This is a genomic window from Candidatus Binataceae bacterium (genome assembly GCA_035294265.1).
Classification (GTDB): Bacteria; Desulfobacterota; Binatia; order Binatales; family Binataceae; genus DATGLK01.
This window is the reverse complement of sequence record DATGLK010000031.1, coordinates 16,817-34,651: the sequence shown is the minus strand read 5'-3', so window position 1 is coordinate 34,651 and position 17,835 is coordinate 16,817. Positions and strand designations below refer to the sequence as shown.

Below are 17,835 nucleotides of genomic sequence, written 5' to 3'. Positions count from 1 at the left end.
GGCCGCGATGGGTAAAGTTGACCGGCCGCAGGTTGTTGCCGGTCTCGGCCAGCGCGCTGCCCTCGGGCCGCTTGACGGGAAAGCGGTCGTCGCCGAACTGCTCGAAAAAGCTGGCATCGAAAAGATTGACCATGTGCATGTCCAAGCCGTCGATCCAGATGACCGGATCGGTGCTTTCGTTGCCATGATCGTGCCAGGACCACGACGGCGTGATCACGAAGTCGCCCGCCGCCATCAGGGTGCGCTCGCCGCCCACCGCGGTATAGGCGCCCCGGCTGCTTTCCACGACGAAGCGCAGCGCGGCCGGAGTATGGCGATGGGCCGGGGCGATCTCGCCTGGCATCACGATTTGCAACCCGGCATAAAGACTAGGCGTAATGCGCGATTGGCCGGGCAGTCCGGGATTCTCCAAAATCAGCACCCGGCGCTGGGCCTCCGCGGCACTGATTATCCGGCTGGCCTCGAGCAGGTAGGGCCGGGCCTCGGCATAGCGCCACAAGGCCGGCACGCAGGGCGAGGAGGGCAGCGGCGGCACGATCGCCTGCGCTACTTCCCACAACGGAGCCAAATTGTGCCGAGCAGCGCGGCCATAGAATTCCTGTCGCTGGCGCGAGATTTCCGCACTTTGCGCTGCGGCGCCGTGTGACGTGTCCATGATAAATGCCTCGATCGGTTCAGTACGCCGCCCTCGGGCACGGCCTAAGGGTGGCAGGGATTCGTTGCAACCTGACGATGCTTAACCCAGTATGCCCTATGCGACAATCCCTGCCTATTTGCAACCTTCAATTTTTCGACGCCGGGCCGAGCAGTGAACCGGCCCGAGGTTCCCAGCCTCTCGCGCCGCGCGCCCCCGGGCCCGCCCAAACGATCCAATCCAGCACCAAGCAGGAGGGCGGCGGGTCGGCCGGCGCACTGCGCTGGTGATCTTTCGCTCACTTGTCGTAATGAAATTCGCGCGGCCAACTGCTACAATCGCGCCCCGACGCTCATGCAGCAACGGGACCGCCGATGGCCAAGCACAATGTTTTTAGACTCGGACTGTTATCACTGGGCGTGTTCGCCTTAGCCTGCGCCAGCCGTCAAACCGCCGTTGCGCCGCCCGTTGCCAAGACTCCGGATCGTTACATCTACGTCACGGATAAAAGCCTGCCCGGCGAATGCTTCAGCGATCTAGGCCCAGTGCGGATTGCGGTTCCCTACGCCGACGCTGCGGTCGATCCCGATCTTACCCAGGCCAACCGCAAGCTCAGAGCCGAGGCCTTGGCCAAGTATCCGGCGACCGACGCGGTGATCGAGGTCAAATCCCATCAAAATGACGTCGGCACCGAGGTTAACTACCTGGGCGAGGCGGTCGAGTTGCAGCAACATCCTACTGTGGAATGCGCGATGCGGGGCGCGCCCAAAGTGGTCGATTCGGCCGCTTTGCTGGCGGCCGGGGGGGTAGGCGGGGTGGTGGCGGCAGGTGGCATAACCGCGGCACCCACAGTGGCCGGAGTGGAAGCCGGAGCCGCGGTCGGAGTCGCGGTGTTCGGAGCCTACGGCATCGCCAAGCATCAAACCGAGCAAGAAGCGCGCATGACGGCGCTGCGCGATCAGCTCGAGCGGCAGCGCCAGCAGATCGAGGAATTGATCGGGGAGCGGAAACGACTGCGCGAATGTCAGAACGACGACTTGACGTATAGCGAATGCATGAATGCCAAGCCGATCGTTCAGATCCAGGGGCCGGCGCCCGACGACAAACCCGATCCGTCCGCCACGGTGGCCACGCCCTTCGAAATGCAGCGCCAGATCCAAGAGCAGAGTGATTACCTCAAAAAGCTCCAGGGCGAGCTGGCTCAGCTCAGAACCAGTCTGGGCGATTGATCCCACAAAGCGCCGGCTATCGATTCGCCCGGCAGTTTGAGAAAGTGGCGCGGGCGGTGGTAGATTGCGGCAGTTTTCATAAGGCTGGCGCGACAAGGAGCATCCCGCCGTGAAGGTTTTCGTTTTCGATCTTCTGCCCTATGCCGAGCACCTGGAACATCTCAAAAAGGATAGCAACGAATTGCCTTACCCTTTGGGGCGCAGCTACTTCAAGCCCGAGGTGGCCGTGCGAAGCTATGCTGAGCACCTCGACGCCTGGGAAGAGATGGACAAGCTGGGCTACGACGGCGTGGGTTTCAACGAGCATCACACCTCGCCCTATGGACTGATGACCTCGCCCAACCTGATGGCAGCGGCGGCGGCCCAGCGCACCCGCCAGCTGAAGCTTTTGATCTACGGTAACCTCTTGCCCCTGCACGAGCCGCTGCGGCTGGCCGAAGAGCTGGCGATGATCGATTGCCTCTCCAATGGCCGGCTGGTATCCGGCTTTGCCCGCGGTATTCCGCGCGAATATCACGTTTACGGCGTGCCGTTGGCGCAGTCGCGCCCACGCTTCGAGGAAGCCTTCGAGATCGTGCGGCGAGCTTGGACTGACGAGGTTTTCTCCTTTCAGGGGCAATTCTGGTCTTACAAGGACGTGGCGATCTGGCCCCGTCCGGTGCAGCGGCCCCATCCGCCGATCTGGGTTCCGGTCACCGGCAGCAAGGAATCAATCGAATGGGCCGCGCGCAACAATATTCCGATCACCCCCGGCCTGGGACAGCGCGGCCTGCGCCTGGATATCATTCGTTACTACGCCGCCTGCCTGCAACGCGCCGGCCATCGCATGACCCCCGACCATATCGTGCTCAACTTTTCGGTCTATGTGGCCGACAGCAAGGCGCGCGCGATCAAAGAGGCGGGACCCTACTTCTTGTATTTCAATCGCACCCTCTTCAGCCACGGCAACGTCACCGAGTCGCAAACCCTCAGCGACGCCGGCTACCTGACTGCGACTTTCGCCTCCTACGTGCGACCTGAAAATCTGCGCGCAGCCATTCGCAGCCGCGAAGATTTTCGTAACATGACGATGGCGGATGTCGAGCGCCAAGCCGAAGATATGCCCTGGGGCAACGCCGACGAGGTACGCGCCAAGATCATCGAGCAGGCCGAGGAGGCCGGCGCGGCCACCGTGCAGGTGATGCTCAACCGCGGGGCGATGCCACAGGAAATGTTCCTGGAACAGATTCGTCGCTTTGCGGCCGAAGTGATGCCCGCGCTGCAGGCCCATCAAGTGACCCGGGTGCCGCTGGCCGAGGAAGCTTGGGAGGCGCGCGCGTAACGTTGGACAACTTCGCCGATCGTTTGGTTGCGGCCCAACGAAGCAAAGGCAGCGCCTTGGTGGTCGGAATCGACCCCCAGCTTGACGCACCCGGCAAGCCGGGGGTGCCCGCGGGATACAGCCTGCAGAGCTGGTGTTGCGCGATCGTCGAGGCCTGCGCCGAGCTGGCGGTGGCGATCAAGCCACAGCTGGCTTTCTTCGAGGCCCGCGGCTTGGAAGGGATGCGCGCGTTCGCGGCGGTGGTGGCGCTGGCGCGCCGCCTGGATCTGATCGTAATCGCCGACGCCAAGCGCGCCGACATCGGTTCCACCGCTGCCGCGTACGCCCAAGCCTTTTTGGGTGAGGGAGAGTTCGGCTGCGATGCGATGACCGTCAACCCCTATCTGGGCAGCGACGGCATTCTGCCCTTTTTGGCGCATGTCCAGCGGGGGCGAGGGCTGTTCGTGCTGGTCAAGACTTCCAATCCATCCTCCGGCGAGTTCCAGGATCTTCTTACACCTCAGCGTCCGTTGTGGGAGAGCATCGCGGTTCAGGTCGATCGATGGGGCCGCGGGCTGGAGGGCGGCCATGGTTTGAGCGCGGTCGGCGCCGTGATGGGTGCCACCTACCCGCGCCAGGCCGCACGAGCGCGCGCCTTGATGCCCACCGCTATCGTGCTCTCGCCGGGCCTGGGCGCGCAGGGGGCCAGCGCCCAGGACGCGGTGGCGGCGGCGCGGGCCGACGGCCTGGGGGTGGTGGTCAACGCCAGCCGCGCCGTGATGTACGCCTACCAGGCTGAGGGGTCGCACAACGCGGTGGCGGCGGCGCGCGCGGCGGCATCGCGGCTGCGTGAGCACTTGGCACAAGCGCTGGCAGGTGGCGGCGCGCTGGAAGCCTGAACCATCCGTTATTGACGGTTTTTTGCTAAAGACAACATAAAGCGTTACTTGACAAACCCTTTCGCTGGCAGCTATTAGCGGAAAGGCGCTTATTATCGCCGGAGCGCCAGGCGGAGGTTTCGCAGGGTGGATCGCTTTCTTGCCAGGCCGCGAGCGTGCGGCTGTCTGCTGCTGGCGATTGCACTGCTGGCTGGCGCGGCCAGCCGTGTCGGCGCGGCCATGATGCACTCCAACTTCCCGCGCCCCGAAGCGATCGAGCCCAACGTCGAGTTTTGGGTCGACGTCTTCACCCGTTACTCCGACCGCGACTTTATTGTGATGGACCGGACCCAGGTGGAGCGGATTTACCAGATTTTACATTTGCCCGGCGACGGCCCGCCGAGCTGGGCCGACGTGGACTCCACCAATGAGTATTTGAAGACTAAGTATACCGAAATCCTGACCCGCTTGGCGGCCCATGGCGCGCCGGCGGATTTCGAGGAAAAGGCGGTGGCCGCATTGTTCAAGAGCCAGCGCCATCCTGATTACGCAGCGGCGGTACAAAATTTGCGCGTGCAGCAGGGGATGCGCGAGCAATTTCGCGCCTCGCTGGTGCGCGCACGCTTCTATCTGCCGCGCATTGAGCACATCTTCCAAGACTTCGACCTGCCTGCAGAGCTGGCCCTGCTGCCGGTGGTGGAATCGGGTTTTCGCCCCGACGCTCGTTCCAAGGCTGGCGCACTGGGGTTGTGGCAATTCACTCGCGCGACCGCCAAGAGCTATCTCCAAGTCAACCGCTGGAACGACGAGCGGCTAGATCCCCAACGCGCCACCGAGGCGGCAGCCAAGCTGCTGGCGCACAACCACGATATGCTGGGGGACTGGCCCTTGGCGATCACCGCTTACGACTACGGCACCGGCGGAATGATGCAGGCGGTGGAAGCAACCAACGGGGGCAATCTATTCGATATCGTTCGCACATATGAGGGGCCGCATTTCGGCTTCGCGAGTAAAAATTATTACGCTGAGTTCCTGGCCGCGCTACAGGTATGGAATAATCGCGAGATGTATTTCCCCGGCATCGATGCCGAACCGCCCGTACAAGAAATGCCAACGCCGCGGCTGCTGCGCGCCAGCGTCCACATTTACCGCCGCGCGGTGGGTAGCCCGTTGCGCCGAGTAGCCTTGATTAACCACCGTCGTCGCATCGTCCACGGCCGCCACCATGTGCCGGTCCGTCGCTATCGCCGGCGAGTCAAGCCGATGCGCGAGGCCTGAGCGCTACTCAAAGGCCATCACGTCGGTTAGGCGGTCAACCTGACGCAAGGTCGGGAATAACCGCCACCACACTGCCACCACGGCCAAGGTTCCGACCCCGCCAAGTACCACCGCGGGGACGGTGCCGAAAAGAGCCGCCGTGACCCCGGACTCGAAGCCGCCCAACTCGTTGGAAGCGCCTACAAAGACCCGATTGACCGCGCTGACCCGCCCGCGCATCGGGTCGGGAGTGGCAAGCTGGATCAAGGTGGCGCGGACATAAACGCTGAGCATGTCGCAGGCGCCTAGAACCACAAGGGCGCCCAGCGAAAGCCCGAAATTGCTGGAAATGCCGAAGACGACCGTGGCCAGGCCGAAGCACGCCACCCCGGCAAACATGATTGCGCCCGCCCGCCCATTGAGCGGCCGTCGTCCCAGCGACAGTCCCACGATCGCGGCGCCCACCGCCGGCGCGCTACGCAGCAGCCCCAAGCCGCTGGGGCCAACGTGCAGAATGTCGCGCGCATATACCGGCAGGAGCGCGGTGGCGCCACCCAGCAAGACAGCGAACAGATCGAGCGAGATCGCACCCAGTACAATGGGCTGTGCCCACACATAGCGGATACCAGCGGTCAGCCGTTGCAGCATGCTTGCCTCCACGGCCGCTTCAAACCGGACCGTGGTTCGCACTCGGACAATCGTGCCTGCAATCACCGCGAACAGCGCCAGGCAGCTCCCATAGGCCACCGCCGCTCCGAGTAGGTAGATAGCACCGCCCAGGGCCGGGCCCACGATCACTCCGATCCGGTTGCTGGAAGAATTCCAAGCCACAGCTTCAGGAAATTGCCGGCGCTCAACCAACTGCGGCAGCAAGGATTGAGCCGCGGGTCCACCTAACGCGCGCGCGCTGCCGAACAGCGCCAGCAGCAGATAAAAGGGCCACAGGTGGCGCGGAGTAGCCAGCGAAAATACCAGGAACCCACCGGCGGCCAAGCCCTGCAGGGCAAAGCTGAGAGCCAGGATTAGGCGCCGGTCACAGCGGTCGGCCAGATTGCCCGCGGGCAGGCACAGAGCCAGAATCGGCACGAACTGCGCCAGCCCCACGTATCCCAAGGCCAACGGGCTGCCCGACAGTGCATACACCTGCCAGGCCACCGCGACCGATTGAATTTGGATCGCCAGGTTGTTGAGTAATACCGAACCCAGATACAGGCGCAAATTACGATTAGCGAAGATGCCCGCAGTGGAGGAGGCGGCAAGCAGGGAAGCGGGGTCGCTCATGTCAATCGGTTCGAGACTCTTGCCGCGGGCTGGTCGGCGAGCCGAACACAGCCACCAAGCGCACCCAAAGCTTCATCCACCAGCCCAAGCATACTCGGGCACGCCCACGAGGCCAGCGTCGGATCAGTACTGAGGCTTGTTGCGGCTGTGCGATCGATATGACTAAAGGCGCGGCGGCGGACTGCATACAGCGGCGAGACACCCGCGTGCTGCTGCGGTTGTACCCTGGAGAAAGTCAGCTGACAGGCTGGCGAATGGCCACCAGCGGCTTCGAAAACCCCAGCAGCTCGGGTGATGAACCCGGCTGCTGGGGTAGGAAATGCTAGGCGAAGCGCTTGGCGTCGTCAGAAGCGTAGCCAGCCACCGCATACTCGGCGGGTGCGCTTTTTTGAAGGGCCGCCACCACTTCGTCGATTTTGCCGGCTGGAATCGCCAAGGTCATCTCGCCATTGGGCATCCCGGTGCGCACGCGGCTGGCCATACAGCCGAAGCTGATCGCAACTTGGTTCAGCTCCTTGGCGATCGGAATGATGTGGCATTGAGGCTTGCCCTCGAAGCGCACACCCTGCAGGCCGTCGACCAGCACCATCGCCTGCTTGGGATTAACTCGCAAAAAGACCACGTCGGGGTCGGTAGCCTGGGACAGCGGTCCGTAAGTCACAGCGCCGGGCTTTTCCTTGATGTGGGTAATGAGCGGAAAAACATCGGGCGAGACCCAGTTGCATTCGGCCATCGCCGCGATATCGGCACCTTTTGCCGCCTCTTCCAAGGTTTTGAAGCCGTGGGTAAAAGATCCCACGCTGCAGTTGGCATGATCGGCGGCGTTGGTGGTGAAGGTACGATCGGTGGCCTTCATCCAGAAGACGCAGCCCGCTGAAACCGGACCGGTGCGGCCGTCGGGAGCGGGCGCCGGCATGGGCGCTTCGTAATGCGGAACGCCGGCGGGAGCGCTCTTGGAAAATGTAATGGCTAGGGGCGGAACGGTGAGCCCCAGCGAGGCCTCCAGTTGGGTGGCGATCTCCTTGTAATTGCGTCCCACGTTAAACTCTCCTGCGGCGGACCAGCGGTACGCCCAAGCTTGTACTAGGTCAAAGCTTTTGCTCAACATTGCGCCATTCGCCTCGGGTTGACAAGGGGTCGATTTTCGCGTGTAGCTGAGGTTGCGAGCACTGCGCGTAGGGAGGCGAACGGGATTCGACGGTGGTAGACCCCAAGAAGCCCGGCTGGTTGGCGATCATCGCCAGCTTGTTGGTCCCCAGTTGATGAATACTGACTCAAGTCCTGGCAGGACTTGGCCTGTTTTCGATCCTCAGCGCGAGCTGTATAATCTGGTTACAGCGATTGCAGATCCCTTTCGCCATCCTGGCTTTGGGCGCGTTGGGGTATGAACTTTACCTGATTCGGCGCCGCCCCTTTCAGGGGCGCAAATGGAGTGTGCGGTTGGTGGCCGGGGCCAGCGTCGCGATCAATGTGCTGATATTTGGCTACTGGGCAATGCTGTGGCTGCGTTACCGTTAGAACCAAATCGGCGGGGTGTATTCCAGTCAGTGGAAGCCGAAAAGCGCCCTGCTTCAGACTATGAAAATCGTTAGAACCTCAATCCTTGCCAGTTTGTTGCCCGTCTTGCTCAGTACGGTGCCAGTTCACGCCCAGGTGCTGAGCGCCACCGCCGACGTCAAGGGCATTACTTGCGCACTGTGTCTACCGCCGCTGGAGCAGGCGGCTCGCAGCCAGCCGGGGGTGGGCGATGTCAAAATCAGCATGAGTCGGCAAACCGTGGATATGTCCTATGCCAAAGACGCGCCGCTGAACTTCAGCGCGCTGGACCAAACCCTAGCCGGGCTCAACGCCAATGTTCAGCGGCTGCGAATCGTGGCGCGTGGCCAGGTGGCTGGGAGTGCCGCCAAACGCGAATTCGTGGCGGGCAAGAACCGCTTCCTTCTAACTGCGGCCTCGCCCGCGCTACCACAAGGCAAACCACTGATCGTCACGGGTTTGCTGGAGCAGGGGAGTGGTCCGATGCAACTTACCGTCACCCAGTTCGCGGTCGGCGCGCACGCCGCTTTGCCGGACCAAGCCGATTCGCTGAAGGCCACCACCCCCTGACGGGGAAAACGGGAAGTGGTAAACTCGCTACACGCCGTGAGCTGTGGCCTGCAAAATTTTTCTTCGCTCGGCCGGACAGTCGCCTCAGTGCGCTGAAATCCAGACCTTTTCGAAGCGGGTTGGCCGCATCGGATTGAGCACCCATCCATGCACCCAGGGTTGGCGAATTACATAAGTGACCGGATGGTAGAGAAAGACCCAGGGCGCATCGGCCACGATCAACTTTTCGGCCTGCTTGTACAGCGCCAAACGCTGGTGCAAATCGGCCAGTGGAGCGGCCTGGGCCATTAGCCTGTCCACTTCGGGGTTGTAATAGAAGGTATCGTTATTGGAACCCCACTGCGCTTTGGAAAAGAGCACGTTGAGAAAGTTTTCGGGATCGGGAAAATCGGCTTCCCATCCCAGTAAGGAAAGCGCTACGGTGCTGGGCTGGCGTACCGCTTCCAGCAACGGGCCCCAGGCCACCGGCTTAAGCCTGACATTGATTCCGACCAGGGCCAGATCCTGCTGGATCGACTCGCCCAGCAAAAGCATCGTCTGATCGGCCCGCATCCATAGCTCGGGCGCGAAGCCGGCTTTGACCCCGGCAGCCGCCAGCAGATGGCGCGCACGCGCCGGGTCGTAAGGATAGCCCGCCAAGTCCGGGTCGTAACCAGGCAGGCCCGGTGGCAGGACGTCGTGTGCAATCACACCACGGCCGTTGAGGAGGGCAAGCAGCTTGCGCTTGTCGATCGCGTAGTTGAAAGCCCGCCGCACGCGCACATCGGTCAATGGCGCCATCTGGCAATTCAGTCCCAGGTAATCGGTGGCAGCACTGACGATTTTGAGGATTAGGGGTGCCAGTCGCGGATCTTTTATTACGGCCGGAAAATCCGCCGAAGGTATCCCCGCCACATCCACTTCCCCCGCCCGGTATTGCAACCATTCCAGCTCTTCGTTGACCCCCACCCGCTCCACAACTGCGTCGAGCCGCGGCTGGCCGCGCACGAAGTAATAGGGATTGCGCGTCAGCACGAGGTACTGACCGCGCCGCCATTGCTTGAGTTCGAAGGCGCCGCTGCCCACTGGATGGGAGGAAAAGTCATCGCCCCAGCGTTGCACTGCTTCGCGCGGCACGGCGGCAGCGAAGGGCATGCATAGCTTATGGATGAAGATCGGGTCGGGAGCGCGCAGGGTGAAGCTGATGGTGTAGGGATCGGGTGTCGCGATACCGCGCACGTCGTTGGCCCGACCGGCGATATAATCTTCGGCACCCAGGATATTGCGGTAATATTCGATTCCCTTGGAGCGAGTGGCGGGCGTGAGCACTCGCTGCAGGGAATATTTCAGATCGCCGCTGGTAACCACTCGGCCGTTGCTGAAGCGCGCATCGTGACGCAGATGGAAGGTGAAATGGGTGGCGTCGGGCGAACTTTCCCAGCTCGTGGCCAAGTCCGGTTTAAGCGCAATCGAGCCGTCGGCGTAGCGCACCAGGGTATCGAACAGGGCCTGTTCAAAACTCCACGAGGCGGTGTCGTAGCCAGCCGCCGGATCCAAAGTCGGTACATCATCCTGGCTGGCTAGATGGAGCACCTGGGCGCCAGGGGGGAAATTAAGCGCTGGGTCGTGCTGGCAGGCGGCCAGCAGCAGGGTCAACGCGGCCAGCGCCAGCCACCGGCCGGGATTCATCGTCCCTGCCGGCGCAGGTAGCCGTAGCCCAGAAAATTGAAGCCGAGCACGGCGTACAGGATCGCCAAACCTGGAAAGGCTGCCAGCCAAGGGGCGGTGCGTAGATAAAGCTGCGCCTCGTCGATCATCCGTCCCCAGCTTGGGGTGGGCGGCGGCACCCCTAAACCCAAAAAGCTCAGCCCCGCATCAAGGAGCAAGGTGCCCGAAGTGGCCAGGGCCGCCATGACCACGATCAACGGCATCGTGTTGGGTAGCAGATGGCGAGTCAGGAGGCGCCACGAAGAGGCGCCCAGCATGACCGCGGCCACGACGAAATCGCGCTGGCGGATGGAGAGCGCTTCGGCCCGGACCACCCGCGCGACCTGGGTCCAGGAGACCAGGCCAATTACAATCAGGATGGTGAGCAGGCTGGGAGTGAGAACGGCAACCAGCGCCATCGCCAGGAGCAGCCCGGGCAGCGTGAGCATCACGTCAGTGAAACGCATCAGGACAAAATCCACGGTTCCCCCGAACAACCCCGCGCACAGTCCGATCGCCACTCCGATAGTCATCGTCATGACCATTCCCGCCAATCCCACGGTGAGCGAGATTCGCGCGCCCCAGATAATGCGCGAGAGTACGTCGCGGCCGAGCTCATCGGTACCGAAGGGAAAGGCGCGGCTGGGGGGCGCGGGCGCGCCAAAACTAGTCGCCACCGCGGCGGTAGGATTGTGCGGCGCCAGCCAAGGGGCGGCCACGGCGACCAGGGCGATCGTACCGACCATCACGGCGCCAATCAGTTCCATCGTGCTGCCGCTGGCTTTCATGTGGTCAACCGAATGCGCGGGTCCAGCCACAGGTAGAGCAGATCCACGAGCAGATTGCCGACCACGATCAGCGCAGCAGAAAACAGCACGGTGCCCATGATCAGGGGAATGTCCAGGTTGAAGATCGCTTCGAAGGCAAGGCGGCCGATGCCGGGCCAGTCGAACACGGTCTCGGTCAGCACTACCCCGGAAAGCAGCCCGGCCAGATCCAGTCCCGCCAATGTTACCAGCGGGAGCAGGGCGTTGACCAATCCATGACGAAACATCGCCTGCCGGCGCGACAGCCCCTTGCCCAGCGCGGTGCGGATGTAATCCTGGCCCATCGCTTCGCCCATCGAAGTGTGCAGGATTCGCGAATAGTAGCCGCCCGACCCCAACGCCAGTGTGAGCGTAGGCAGGAGCAAGCTTTTGGGACCGCTGAAGCCACCCAAGGGAAATGAGCGCAGGTACAGGCCACCCACCATCAGCAGCATCAGGCCCAACCAGAAGACCGGAAATGAGACCAGGGTCAGAGCGAACACGAGCAAGGCATTATCCAACGCGCGATCACGATGGGCGGCCGCCATCATCCCCATCGCTAGCCCGATCAGCAGCGACAGCACCATCGCGCATAGCGCCAACACGGCGGTGGCGGGAAAGCGCGTCGCGATCAGGTGGCCGACATTTTCGCGCATGATGTAGGAGCGGCCCAGATCGCCGTGCAGCAGCCGGTCCAGGTAACGCGCATATTGAATGTAAATGGGCCGATCCAGCCCCAATTGGGCGCGGATGAGGGCCAGGGTTTGCGGATCGGCCTTTGCGCCCGCGATCGTCACCGCCGGATCGGCGGGCACCACGAAGGCGATGGCGAAAGTAATCAGCGAGGTGCCTAGTAAAACCGCCACGCCGAAGCTCAGGCGCCGGATCAGATAGGACAACATCGGCCTGGGTTACGCCAGGCGGCGCAGCCGCGCCCGCCGCACCGTCTCAGCGATCGTCTCGGGGTCGGCCACTCCTTCCATCCGGATGGAGAAATCGGCGCTGGCTGCGGAGGAAATCACCACGCTGCCCAGACCGAATAGGCGCTGAATCAGCCGCCGGTCGATTTCCACCGAGCGGATATCGGCCAATTCAATCTCACGGCGGGTGCGCGAAAGGAAGCCACGCCGCTCGATCAGCCGTTCGGAAGTGAGACTCCAGCTCGTGCTGCGACGCCCGAGCACCGCCAGCGCGACGATTATCCAAGCCAGTACCAGCAAGGCAGCGGCCAGGGGCCAGCCGCGGCGGCCATGAACGAAGATCAAAGCAGCCAATCCCGCGAGTACCAAGGCCGAGAAAAATGAGCCGGTCGCCAGCCACCAAGAGGGCATGATGTTGGCCAGCGCGAACTCGTGCTTGGCTTCGGGCCGCAGGGTAATCATGCGCTGGCCGCAGCGCGAGCAGAAGGTCGCGCCAGCGGCAGCTTCGAATCCGCATTGCGTGCAGCGCATCAATCCTCCCGCCGGCTTGGCCAATCGGGCGCCATCGACGGGTCGATCGCGCCCGCCTCCATCAAGCCTACTCCGCCGGTCCTCCACCCGCGGCCGGTTCGGATTGCGCGGCTGGCTTAGGCCCTGTGGCGTAAGCCGCGATTATCTCACCGGCGTGGGTTGCGGGATCGACTTTGGGATAGACCTTGACGATTTTGCCTTGCGGGTCGATGACGTAGGTCACCCGCTTATCCAACCCTAGAGCCGGAATGCCGTTGGCGACCCCGTAGGCGCTGGCAATTTTTTTGTCTGGGTCGGCCAGCAGGGGAAAGGGCAGGTTGTATTTCTTGATAAACTTGGCGTGCGAATCGGTATTCTGCACGCTGCACCCCAGAAGCACGATCCCAGCCTGAGCTAGCTTGGCGTAACCGTCCCGAAAAGCGCAGGCCTCCTTGGTGCAACCAGGGGTGAAGTCCTTGGGATAAAAATACAAGACCACGGTCTTGCCCCGATAATCAGTTAGTTGCACCGGCCTGACTCCGTCGGCGGTGACCATCTGGGTTTGAAAATTGGGCGCGCTCTGCCCAGCAGCCAGCAGCGCGGCGGCGGCGCGCCAGGGCTGAAAGATGATCAGCCCCACGGCCACTACGACTATGACAAGCACGATTGCAAAACGCATTTCGCCGTCCTCCTATATTGGCCGCGCTGTGTGGAGCGCTCTTTGCCCGCCGATTTTCCCGGCTTCAACTCGCCGAGGCTGCGTAGCTAGGTCGGGCCTGGACGGCTGCTAGCCATCGCGTCAGCGGCGCGAACTCCTCCAGCGCCACTCCGCATGACTCCATCACCGACAGTAGTGGCGTGTAAAGAGGATCGGCCAAGCTGTAGGAGCCAGCCAGAAAGGGACCTTCCCGGTCGACCATTCCAATCAGCCGCTGGAGCAGAGCGCGGGTGGCGGCTTGGCGCTCGGCGATGAACTCAGCCCGGCGCTGGCCGGCGGGGCGCAGCAACTGCTCGATAATCAGCGGTCCGACGGTGGGACTGAGTTCGGTGTCGAACAGATGGACCAGGGCGCGCACACGGGCGCGCGCTGCAGCGCCGGCCGGCATCAGCGCGGGTAGCGGAAAGGCCTCGTCCAGATATTCGTTGATCACCGACACCTCGGCCAGTACCACTTCCCCCATCGGGCTGTTATCTACCAGCACCGGCACCTTGCCGCGCGGATTGAGCGCAAGAAAGGCCGGGGTCCGATTGTCGCCGCGAGTCACGTCGATTTCCACCCGGGTAAAGGCCAACCCCTTCTCCGCGAGCACCAAACGCACCGCGCGGCAATTGCCTGAGGCCGCGAAATGATAGAGCTGCAGCCGCGTCGGATTAGTCATCGCTGAGGTCTTCGGTCCGCCGCCGCATGGCCACGTTTCATGACAAGGAACGCCACCTGGGCCAGCCGCGCAGCGCCGCACAATGGCGGGGCAACCGTGTGACCTGTATGACTTCGTTGGCATATGCTGTCAAGCACCATCGGAAGCGGCCGACGGCACCGCGCACAAGAATCGGATGCAGGGCAACGACTTCGTTCAGAGCTTGATGTACCGCCGCGGCATTACCTGCTTCGATTGTCACGACGCCCACGGCACAGGCAACTACGCCCAGCTTCGACCAGCCGGCGCAGACCCTATGCCTGAGCTGCCATGGTCCGGGCTCTCCCAACGGACCGCGCACCGCAACGCTCGAGGCCCATACCCAGCATAACGAGGGCACCGCGGGCAGCCGCTGCGTGGATTGCCACATGCCGGCGATCGAGGGCGAAGGCGTGCCAGGCGCGTTCGTGCATGCGCACACCTTCCGCTTTATTCCGCCGGCGATGACCGACAAATACGGCATCCCAAACCCGTGCACCTCCTGCCATAAGGACAAGTCGACGGCGTGGGCGAGCGCTATCCTGCGCACCTGGGGCGAGCGCTCACCCTGGCGGCTTGACTAGAGACTCAGACATAGTGCAGCCAGTGGCGGTAGCGGGGATCGCGGCCGCGCAGCGCGGCGGCGAAAGTCTCCTGCACCTGGCGGGTGATTGGCCCCGGCACGCCGCTGCCGACCGTGCGGTCATCGACCTCGCGCACCGGCGTGACTTCGGCCGCGGTACCGGTCATGAAAACTTCATCGCAGATATAGACGGTGTCGCGCGGGAAACGCTGCTCGCGCACCTGCAGGCCGAGATCGGCCAGAATCTTGATGACCGCGTCGCGCGTAATCCCGGGCAGCGCCGAGGCCGAGGGCGGGGTCGTCACCACCCCGTCGCGCACCACGAAGATGTTCTCGCCGCTACCTTCGGCCACATAGCCGTCGACATCAAGCAGCATCGCTTCGTCATAGCCTCCGCGCTGCGCTTCGTGCACGGCAAGGACCGAATTGATGTAGTGGCCGGTGGCCTTGGCATGCGGCATCAGGGTGTTGGGATGGAAGCGGTTGAAAGAAGAGGTTTTGAGCCGGATCCCTCGCTTGACCCCATCTTCGCCCAGATAGGCGCCCCATTCCCAGGCCGCGATTGCCACCCGCACGCGGTTATTGTGCGCGGCCACACCCATCTGACCGTCGCCCAGAAAAACCAGGGGACGAATGTAACATTCGGTGAAGTGGTTGAGGCCTACCGCCTGGGCGCAGGCTTTGAGGATCTCGTCTTGGGAAAATGGAATTTTGATACCCAGGATATGGGCGGAATCGAACAGGCGGCGGACGTGCTCGGGACCGCGAAAGATTGCCGAGCGTCCATCGTCGCCCCGATAGCAGCGTAAGCCCTCGAATACCCCGTAACCGTAGTGCAGACTATGGGTCAGGACGTGGATGCGGGCCTCTTCATAAGGCACGAACGTGCCATCAAGCCAGATTCTGCTAGTTTGGACTTCGCTTGCACCTGTTCCCGCCACCGTTGACTCCTTGCCAGGACGCGGATTGGCGCGGCTTACGGGCGTGCCAACCCGGGCTTTACGCTAGTGAAAGGCGCTAGAAGGAACAAGCAGTCCGCAGCGCCCCTCATAGCGAGCGCGGGTCAAGCGCACTGTGGCCACCCACGCTAGTCAAGGTAGCGGTGGCGTTCTCGCTGGGAGTGGTGTCCGGGCGACGCGCTCCGAGCCGCCGTCGGCGCGGCCGCCGCCGGCGCCGGCTGGAGCTGACAGAGGCCGGCGGCGAGCCCTCGACCCGTCGCGGCGCGGGGCCGAAAATGGCAGGCGGCAGCAGGGTAAAGAGCGTCCTGGCCTCTTCGTAATACGGTCGGCTGGAGAGCCCGCGCAAGCGATGGTTGGGCCGCGCTATGCGCCCGGCGGCATTGAGCAAAAGCCGCATCCGCTCGATCTCGCCGCGGGGAAAGCCGCGCTCGCGCAGCTGGGTGATTAGGTCGGCCCCAGGCTGTGGCAGTTGGCTGCGGGCGAACCATAGATCGGCCAGCAGGCAGGCCAAGGTAAGAGCGCGCGAGGGGAGCATGCCAGCCTCGGAAGCCGCCTCCAGACTACCCATCGCGATCGTGGTGTGCGCGGCTTCCAAACAATCGAGTTGGGGACGAAGGTGTTCGTACAAAAACGGTAGCACCACTTCCAGCAGGCCCAGTTCTGCCATCAACAGCAGGGCCCGCTTGGGCGGCGCGTTGGTAAAAGTGCGGAAAATTTCCTCCACCAGGCGCGGGGTCGAGGTCTTGAGCAGGTCGGCCCGATGGCGAACGATCGCGTCGCGAGTGGCGGCTTCGAGCTGGAAATCCAGCTTGGCGGCAAAGCGCACCGCGCGAATCATCCGCACCGGATCCTCGCGCATGCGCACTTCGGGGTCGTCGACGGTACGGATCAGGCGGGCCTGAAGATCGAGCAGGCCGCCGGTGTAATCGACGACGCGGAAGGACTTGGGGTCGTAGAACAGCGCGTTGATGGTGAAGTCGCGGCGCTGCGCATCCTCTTGCGGGGTGCCGAAAGTGTTATCGTGACGAATCAAGGGGTCGCCCTCCGCGACGACCTCCTCGCTGCGACGGCGGAAGGTAGCGACCTCGATGTTCTGGGGGCCGAAGAAGACGTGCACCAGCTTGAAGCGGCGCCCGATCAGGCGCGAGTTGCGGAACAGCTCGCGGATCTGTTGCGGATGGGCGGAGGTGCCAACATCGAAGTCCTTAGGCGTGCGCCCCAACATCAGGTCGCGGACGCTGCCGCCCACCAAAAAGGCTTCGTAGCCGGCATTGATGAGCCGGTAGAGTACCTTGAGAACGTTGGGATCGATTTCGCGGCGCGAAATCGGATGCTGCGCTCGTTCCAATGTCTCCACTGCCGCTGCGTTGACCCCGCGCCGATGGTGTTGCGGGTGCGCAGCCGTCCCCACGCCTGCGTCGCACCTCGCACGATGCTTGCAACTTAGCACGCCGACCGCGCCTCGCCATCCCCCACCGTTTCTGCCGGTGCGAGCGGTGGCGTTGACTTGGCGGAAAACCATGTAATAGGGTCGAAGTACTCGGCTATGCTGCAATCGCCCGCGCTCAGCGCGCCCAACATTCTCGAAATGCTGCTCGGTACCGGGCCGGTGGTCCAAGCGGTGCTGGCGATTTTGTTGGCGTTCTCGATCTTTAGCTGGGGTATCATCATCTTTAAGCTGCGCCAGGTCTCCCAAGCCCGTCGCCAATCGGCCCGCTTCATCAATCTGTTTTGGGAATCCAAGAATTTGGCCGCGATCCATACCGGCAGCCTGGATCTCAAGCGCAGCCCAGTGGCCCAGGTGTTTCGCGCCGGCTACCAGGAGTTGCTGCGGCTGACGCGGGCCAAACGCCAGGTAGTCAACGCCGCCGAGGGCAGCTTCTCCACCGAGCTGGGCGGGGTGGAAAACGTGATGCGGGCGATGCAGCGCGAGGCCAACGTCGAGCTGACCAAGCTGGAAACCGGGATCACTTTTTTAGCCACTACCGGCTCGACCTCTCCCTTTATCGGTCTGTTCGGCACGGTGTGGGGCATTATGACCGCGTTTCTGGGCCTTTCGGCGGCTCATTCCTCCAATATTCAAGCGGTCGCCCCGGGGATTGCCGAGGCCTTGATTACCACCGCGGTGGGCCTGGTGGCGGCCATTCCGGCTCAGATGTTTTACAACTACTTCACCGCTCGGGTGCGGGTATTGGCGACCGAGATGGAAAATTTCACCTCGGAGTTTGTCAATATCGCCGAACGGCACTTCCTGTCCTAGCCGGTTGAGAACGGCGCGTGGCTGCAATC

General features: G+C 63.0%; 19 protein-coding genes. 8 read left to right on the top strand and 11 right to left on the bottom strand.

Features of this window, described 5'->3' with window-relative positions; translation table 11 throughout:
* Positions 1 to 655 (bottom strand): cupin domain-containing protein (locus tag VKV28_05930; protein ID HLH76332.1); only part of this gene is annotated, 655 nt, incomplete at its 3' end.
* A 353-nt stretch (positions 656 to 1,008) separates the two neighbouring features.
* Here VKV28_05930 and VKV28_05925 point away from each other — a divergent pair.
* The 4 genes from VKV28_05925 to VKV28_05910 all read left to right on the top strand — a co-directional run bounded on the left by VKV28_05925 (position 1,009) and on the right by VKV28_05910 (position 5,319).
* Positions 1,009 to 1,863, top strand: coding sequence for a hypothetical protein (locus VKV28_05925; protein HLH76331.1), 855 nt, complete (start codon positions 1,009 to 1,011; stop codon positions 1,861 to 1,863).
* A 109-nt stretch (positions 1,864 to 1,972) separates the two neighbouring features.
* Positions 1,973 to 3,184, top strand: a complete 1,212-nt coding sequence (locus VKV28_05920; protein HLH76330.1) for an LLM class flavin-dependent oxidoreductase — start codon at positions 1,973 to 1,975, stop codon at positions 3,182 to 3,184.
* Positions 3,166 to 4,062 (top strand): orotidine-5'-phosphate decarboxylase, encoded by an 897-nt coding sequence (gene pyrF / locus VKV28_05915; protein ID HLH76329.1) that lies wholly within the window; start codon positions 3,166 to 3,168, stop codon positions 4,060 to 4,062. Before VKV28_05920 ends, pyrF begins: the two co-directional genes overlap by 19 nt.
* A 126-nt stretch (positions 4,063 to 4,188) precedes the next feature.
* Positions 4,189 to 5,319 (top strand): transglycosylase SLT domain-containing protein, encoded by a 1,131-nt coding sequence (locus VKV28_05910; protein ID HLH76328.1) that lies wholly within the window; start codon positions 4,189 to 4,191, stop codon positions 5,317 to 5,319.
* A 3-nt stretch (positions 5,320 to 5,322) separates the two neighbouring features.
* Here the strand turns inward: VKV28_05910 and VKV28_05905 are convergent, their stop codons facing one another.
* Both VKV28_05905 and VKV28_05900 read right to left on the bottom strand, forming a co-directional pair.
* A complete protein-coding gene (locus tag VKV28_05905; GenBank protein HLH76327.1) occupies positions 5,323 to 6,579 on the bottom strand; it encodes an MFS transporter in 1,257 nt (418 codons plus the stop codon).
* A gap of 322 nt (positions 6,580 to 6,901) precedes the next feature.
* Entirely contained in the window at positions 6,902 to 7,618 is a 717-nt protein-coding gene (locus tag VKV28_05900) for a DUF169 domain-containing protein (GenBank protein ID HLH76326.1), read from the bottom strand.
* A gap of 302 nt (positions 7,619 to 7,920) precedes the next feature.
* Between VKV28_05900 and VKV28_05895 the strand changes: the two genes are divergently transcribed.
* Positions 7,921 to 8,097, top strand: a complete 177-nt coding sequence (locus tag VKV28_05895; GenBank protein HLH76325.1) for a hypothetical protein — start codon at positions 7,921 to 7,923, stop codon at positions 8,095 to 8,097.
* A 60-nt stretch (positions 8,098 to 8,157) separates the two neighbouring features.
* Positions 8,158 to 8,685: a hypothetical protein gene (locus tag VKV28_05890; protein ID HLH76324.1), complete on the top strand. Its 528-nt coding sequence runs from the start codon at positions 8,158 to 8,160 to the stop codon at positions 8,683 to 8,685.
* 84 nt (positions 8,686 to 8,769) lie between these two features.
* Here the strand turns inward: VKV28_05890 and VKV28_05885 are convergent, their stop codons facing one another.
* From VKV28_05885 to VKV28_05860, 6 genes are all read right to left on the bottom strand, one after another.
* Positions 8,770 to 10,353 (bottom strand): ABC transporter substrate-binding protein, encoded by a 1,584-nt coding sequence (locus VKV28_05885; GenBank protein HLH76323.1) that lies wholly within the window; start codon positions 10,351 to 10,353, stop codon positions 8,770 to 8,772.
* Positions 10,350 to 11,159, bottom strand: a complete 810-nt coding sequence (locus VKV28_05880) for an ABC transporter permease (GenBank protein ID HLH76322.1) — start codon at positions 11,157 to 11,159, stop codon at positions 10,350 to 10,352. The genes VKV28_05885 and VKV28_05880 overlap by 4 nt, the downstream gene beginning before the upstream one ends.
* Complete coding sequence (locus VKV28_05875) at positions 11,156 to 12,079, bottom strand: ABC transporter permease (GenBank protein ID HLH76321.1); 924 nt, start codon at positions 12,077 to 12,079, stop codon at positions 11,156 to 11,158. The genes VKV28_05880 and VKV28_05875 overlap by 4 nt, the downstream gene beginning before the upstream one ends.
* 9 nt (positions 12,080 to 12,088) lie before the next feature.
* A complete protein-coding gene (locus VKV28_05870; GenBank protein ID HLH76320.1) occupies positions 12,089 to 12,628 on the bottom strand; it encodes a PH domain-containing protein in 540 nt (179 codons plus the stop codon).
* Between the two features lie 67 nt (positions 12,629 to 12,695).
* Positions 12,696 to 13,286, bottom strand: a complete 591-nt coding sequence (locus VKV28_05865; GenBank protein HLH76319.1) for a peroxiredoxin — start codon at positions 13,284 to 13,286, stop codon at positions 12,696 to 12,698.
* Positions 13,287 to 13,350: 64 nt separating this feature from the next.
* A complete protein-coding gene (locus tag VKV28_05860; GenBank protein ID HLH76318.1) occupies positions 13,351 to 13,986 on the bottom strand; it encodes a glutathione S-transferase family protein in 636 nt (211 codons plus the stop codon).
* Between the two features lie 407 nt (positions 13,987 to 14,393).
* On the opposite strand from VKV28_05860, the gene VKV28_05855 reads away from it, so the two are divergent.
* Positions 14,394 to 14,588 carry a hypothetical protein gene (locus VKV28_05855; protein HLH76317.1) on the top strand — a complete coding sequence of 65 codons (195 nt, stop codon included), beginning with the start codon at positions 14,394 to 14,396 and terminating at the stop codon, positions 14,586 to 14,588.
* 4 nt (positions 14,589 to 14,592) lie between these two features.
* On the opposite strand, the gene VKV28_05850 is transcribed toward VKV28_05855, so the two are convergent.
* Positions 14,593 to 15,528 (bottom strand): branched-chain amino acid transaminase, encoded by a 936-nt coding sequence (locus VKV28_05850; protein HLH76316.1) that lies wholly within the window; start codon positions 15,526 to 15,528, stop codon positions 14,593 to 14,595.
* Between the two features lie 106 nt (positions 15,529 to 15,634).
* A complete protein-coding gene (pcnB, locus tag VKV28_05845) occupies positions 15,635 to 16,957 on the bottom strand; it encodes a polynucleotide adenylyltransferase PcnB (protein HLH76315.1) in 1,323 nt (440 codons plus the stop codon).
* A gap of 135 nt (positions 16,958 to 17,092) precedes the next feature.
* Between pcnB and tolQ the strand changes: the two genes are divergently transcribed.
* Entirely contained in the window at positions 17,093 to 17,806 is a 714-nt protein-coding gene (tolQ, locus tag VKV28_05840) for a protein TolQ (GenBank protein HLH76314.1), read from the top strand.
* Positions 17,807 to 17,835 lie beyond the last annotated feature (29 nt).

Coding starts and splice junctions, on each gene's coding strand:
- VKV28_05925 (HLH76331.1), top strand. CDS start 1,009: ATGGCCAAGCACAATGTTTTTAGACTCGGACTGTTATCACTGGGCGTG.
- VKV28_05905 (HLH76327.1), bottom strand. CDS start 6,579: ATGAGCGACCCCGCTTCCCTGCTTGCCGCCTCCTCCACTGCGGGCATC.
- VKV28_05890 (HLH76324.1), top strand. CDS start 8,158: ATGAAAATCGTTAGAACCTCAATCCTTGCCAGTTTGTTGCCCGTCTTG.
- VKV28_05885 (HLH76323.1), bottom strand. CDS start 10,353: ATGAATCCCGGCCGGTGGCTGGCGCTGGCCGCGTTGACCCTGCTGCTG.
- VKV28_05880 (HLH76322.1), bottom strand. CDS start 11,159: ATGAAAGCCAGCGGCAGCACGATGGAACTGATTGGCGCCGTGATGGTC.
- VKV28_05875 (HLH76321.1), bottom strand. CDS start 12,079: ATGTTGTCCTATCTGATCCGGCGCCTGAGCTTCGGCGTGGCGGTTTTA.
- VKV28_05870 (HLH76320.1), bottom strand. CDS start 12,628: ATGCGCTGCACGCAATGCGGATTCGAAGCTGCCGCTGGCGCGACCTTC.
- VKV28_05865 (HLH76319.1), bottom strand. CDS start 13,286: ATGCGTTTTGCAATCGTGCTTGTCATAGTCGTAGTGGCCGTGGGGCTG.
- VKV28_05860 (HLH76318.1), bottom strand. CDS start 13,986: ATGACTAATCCGACGCGGCTGCAGCTCTATCATTTCGCGGCCTCAGGC.
- VKV28_05855 (HLH76317.1), top strand. CDS start 14,394: ATGCCGGCGATCGAGGGCGAAGGCGTGCCAGGCGCGTTCGTGCATGCG.
- tolQ (HLH76314.1), top strand. CDS start 17,093: ATGCTGCAATCGCCCGCGCTCAGCGCGCCCAACATTCTCGAAATGCTG.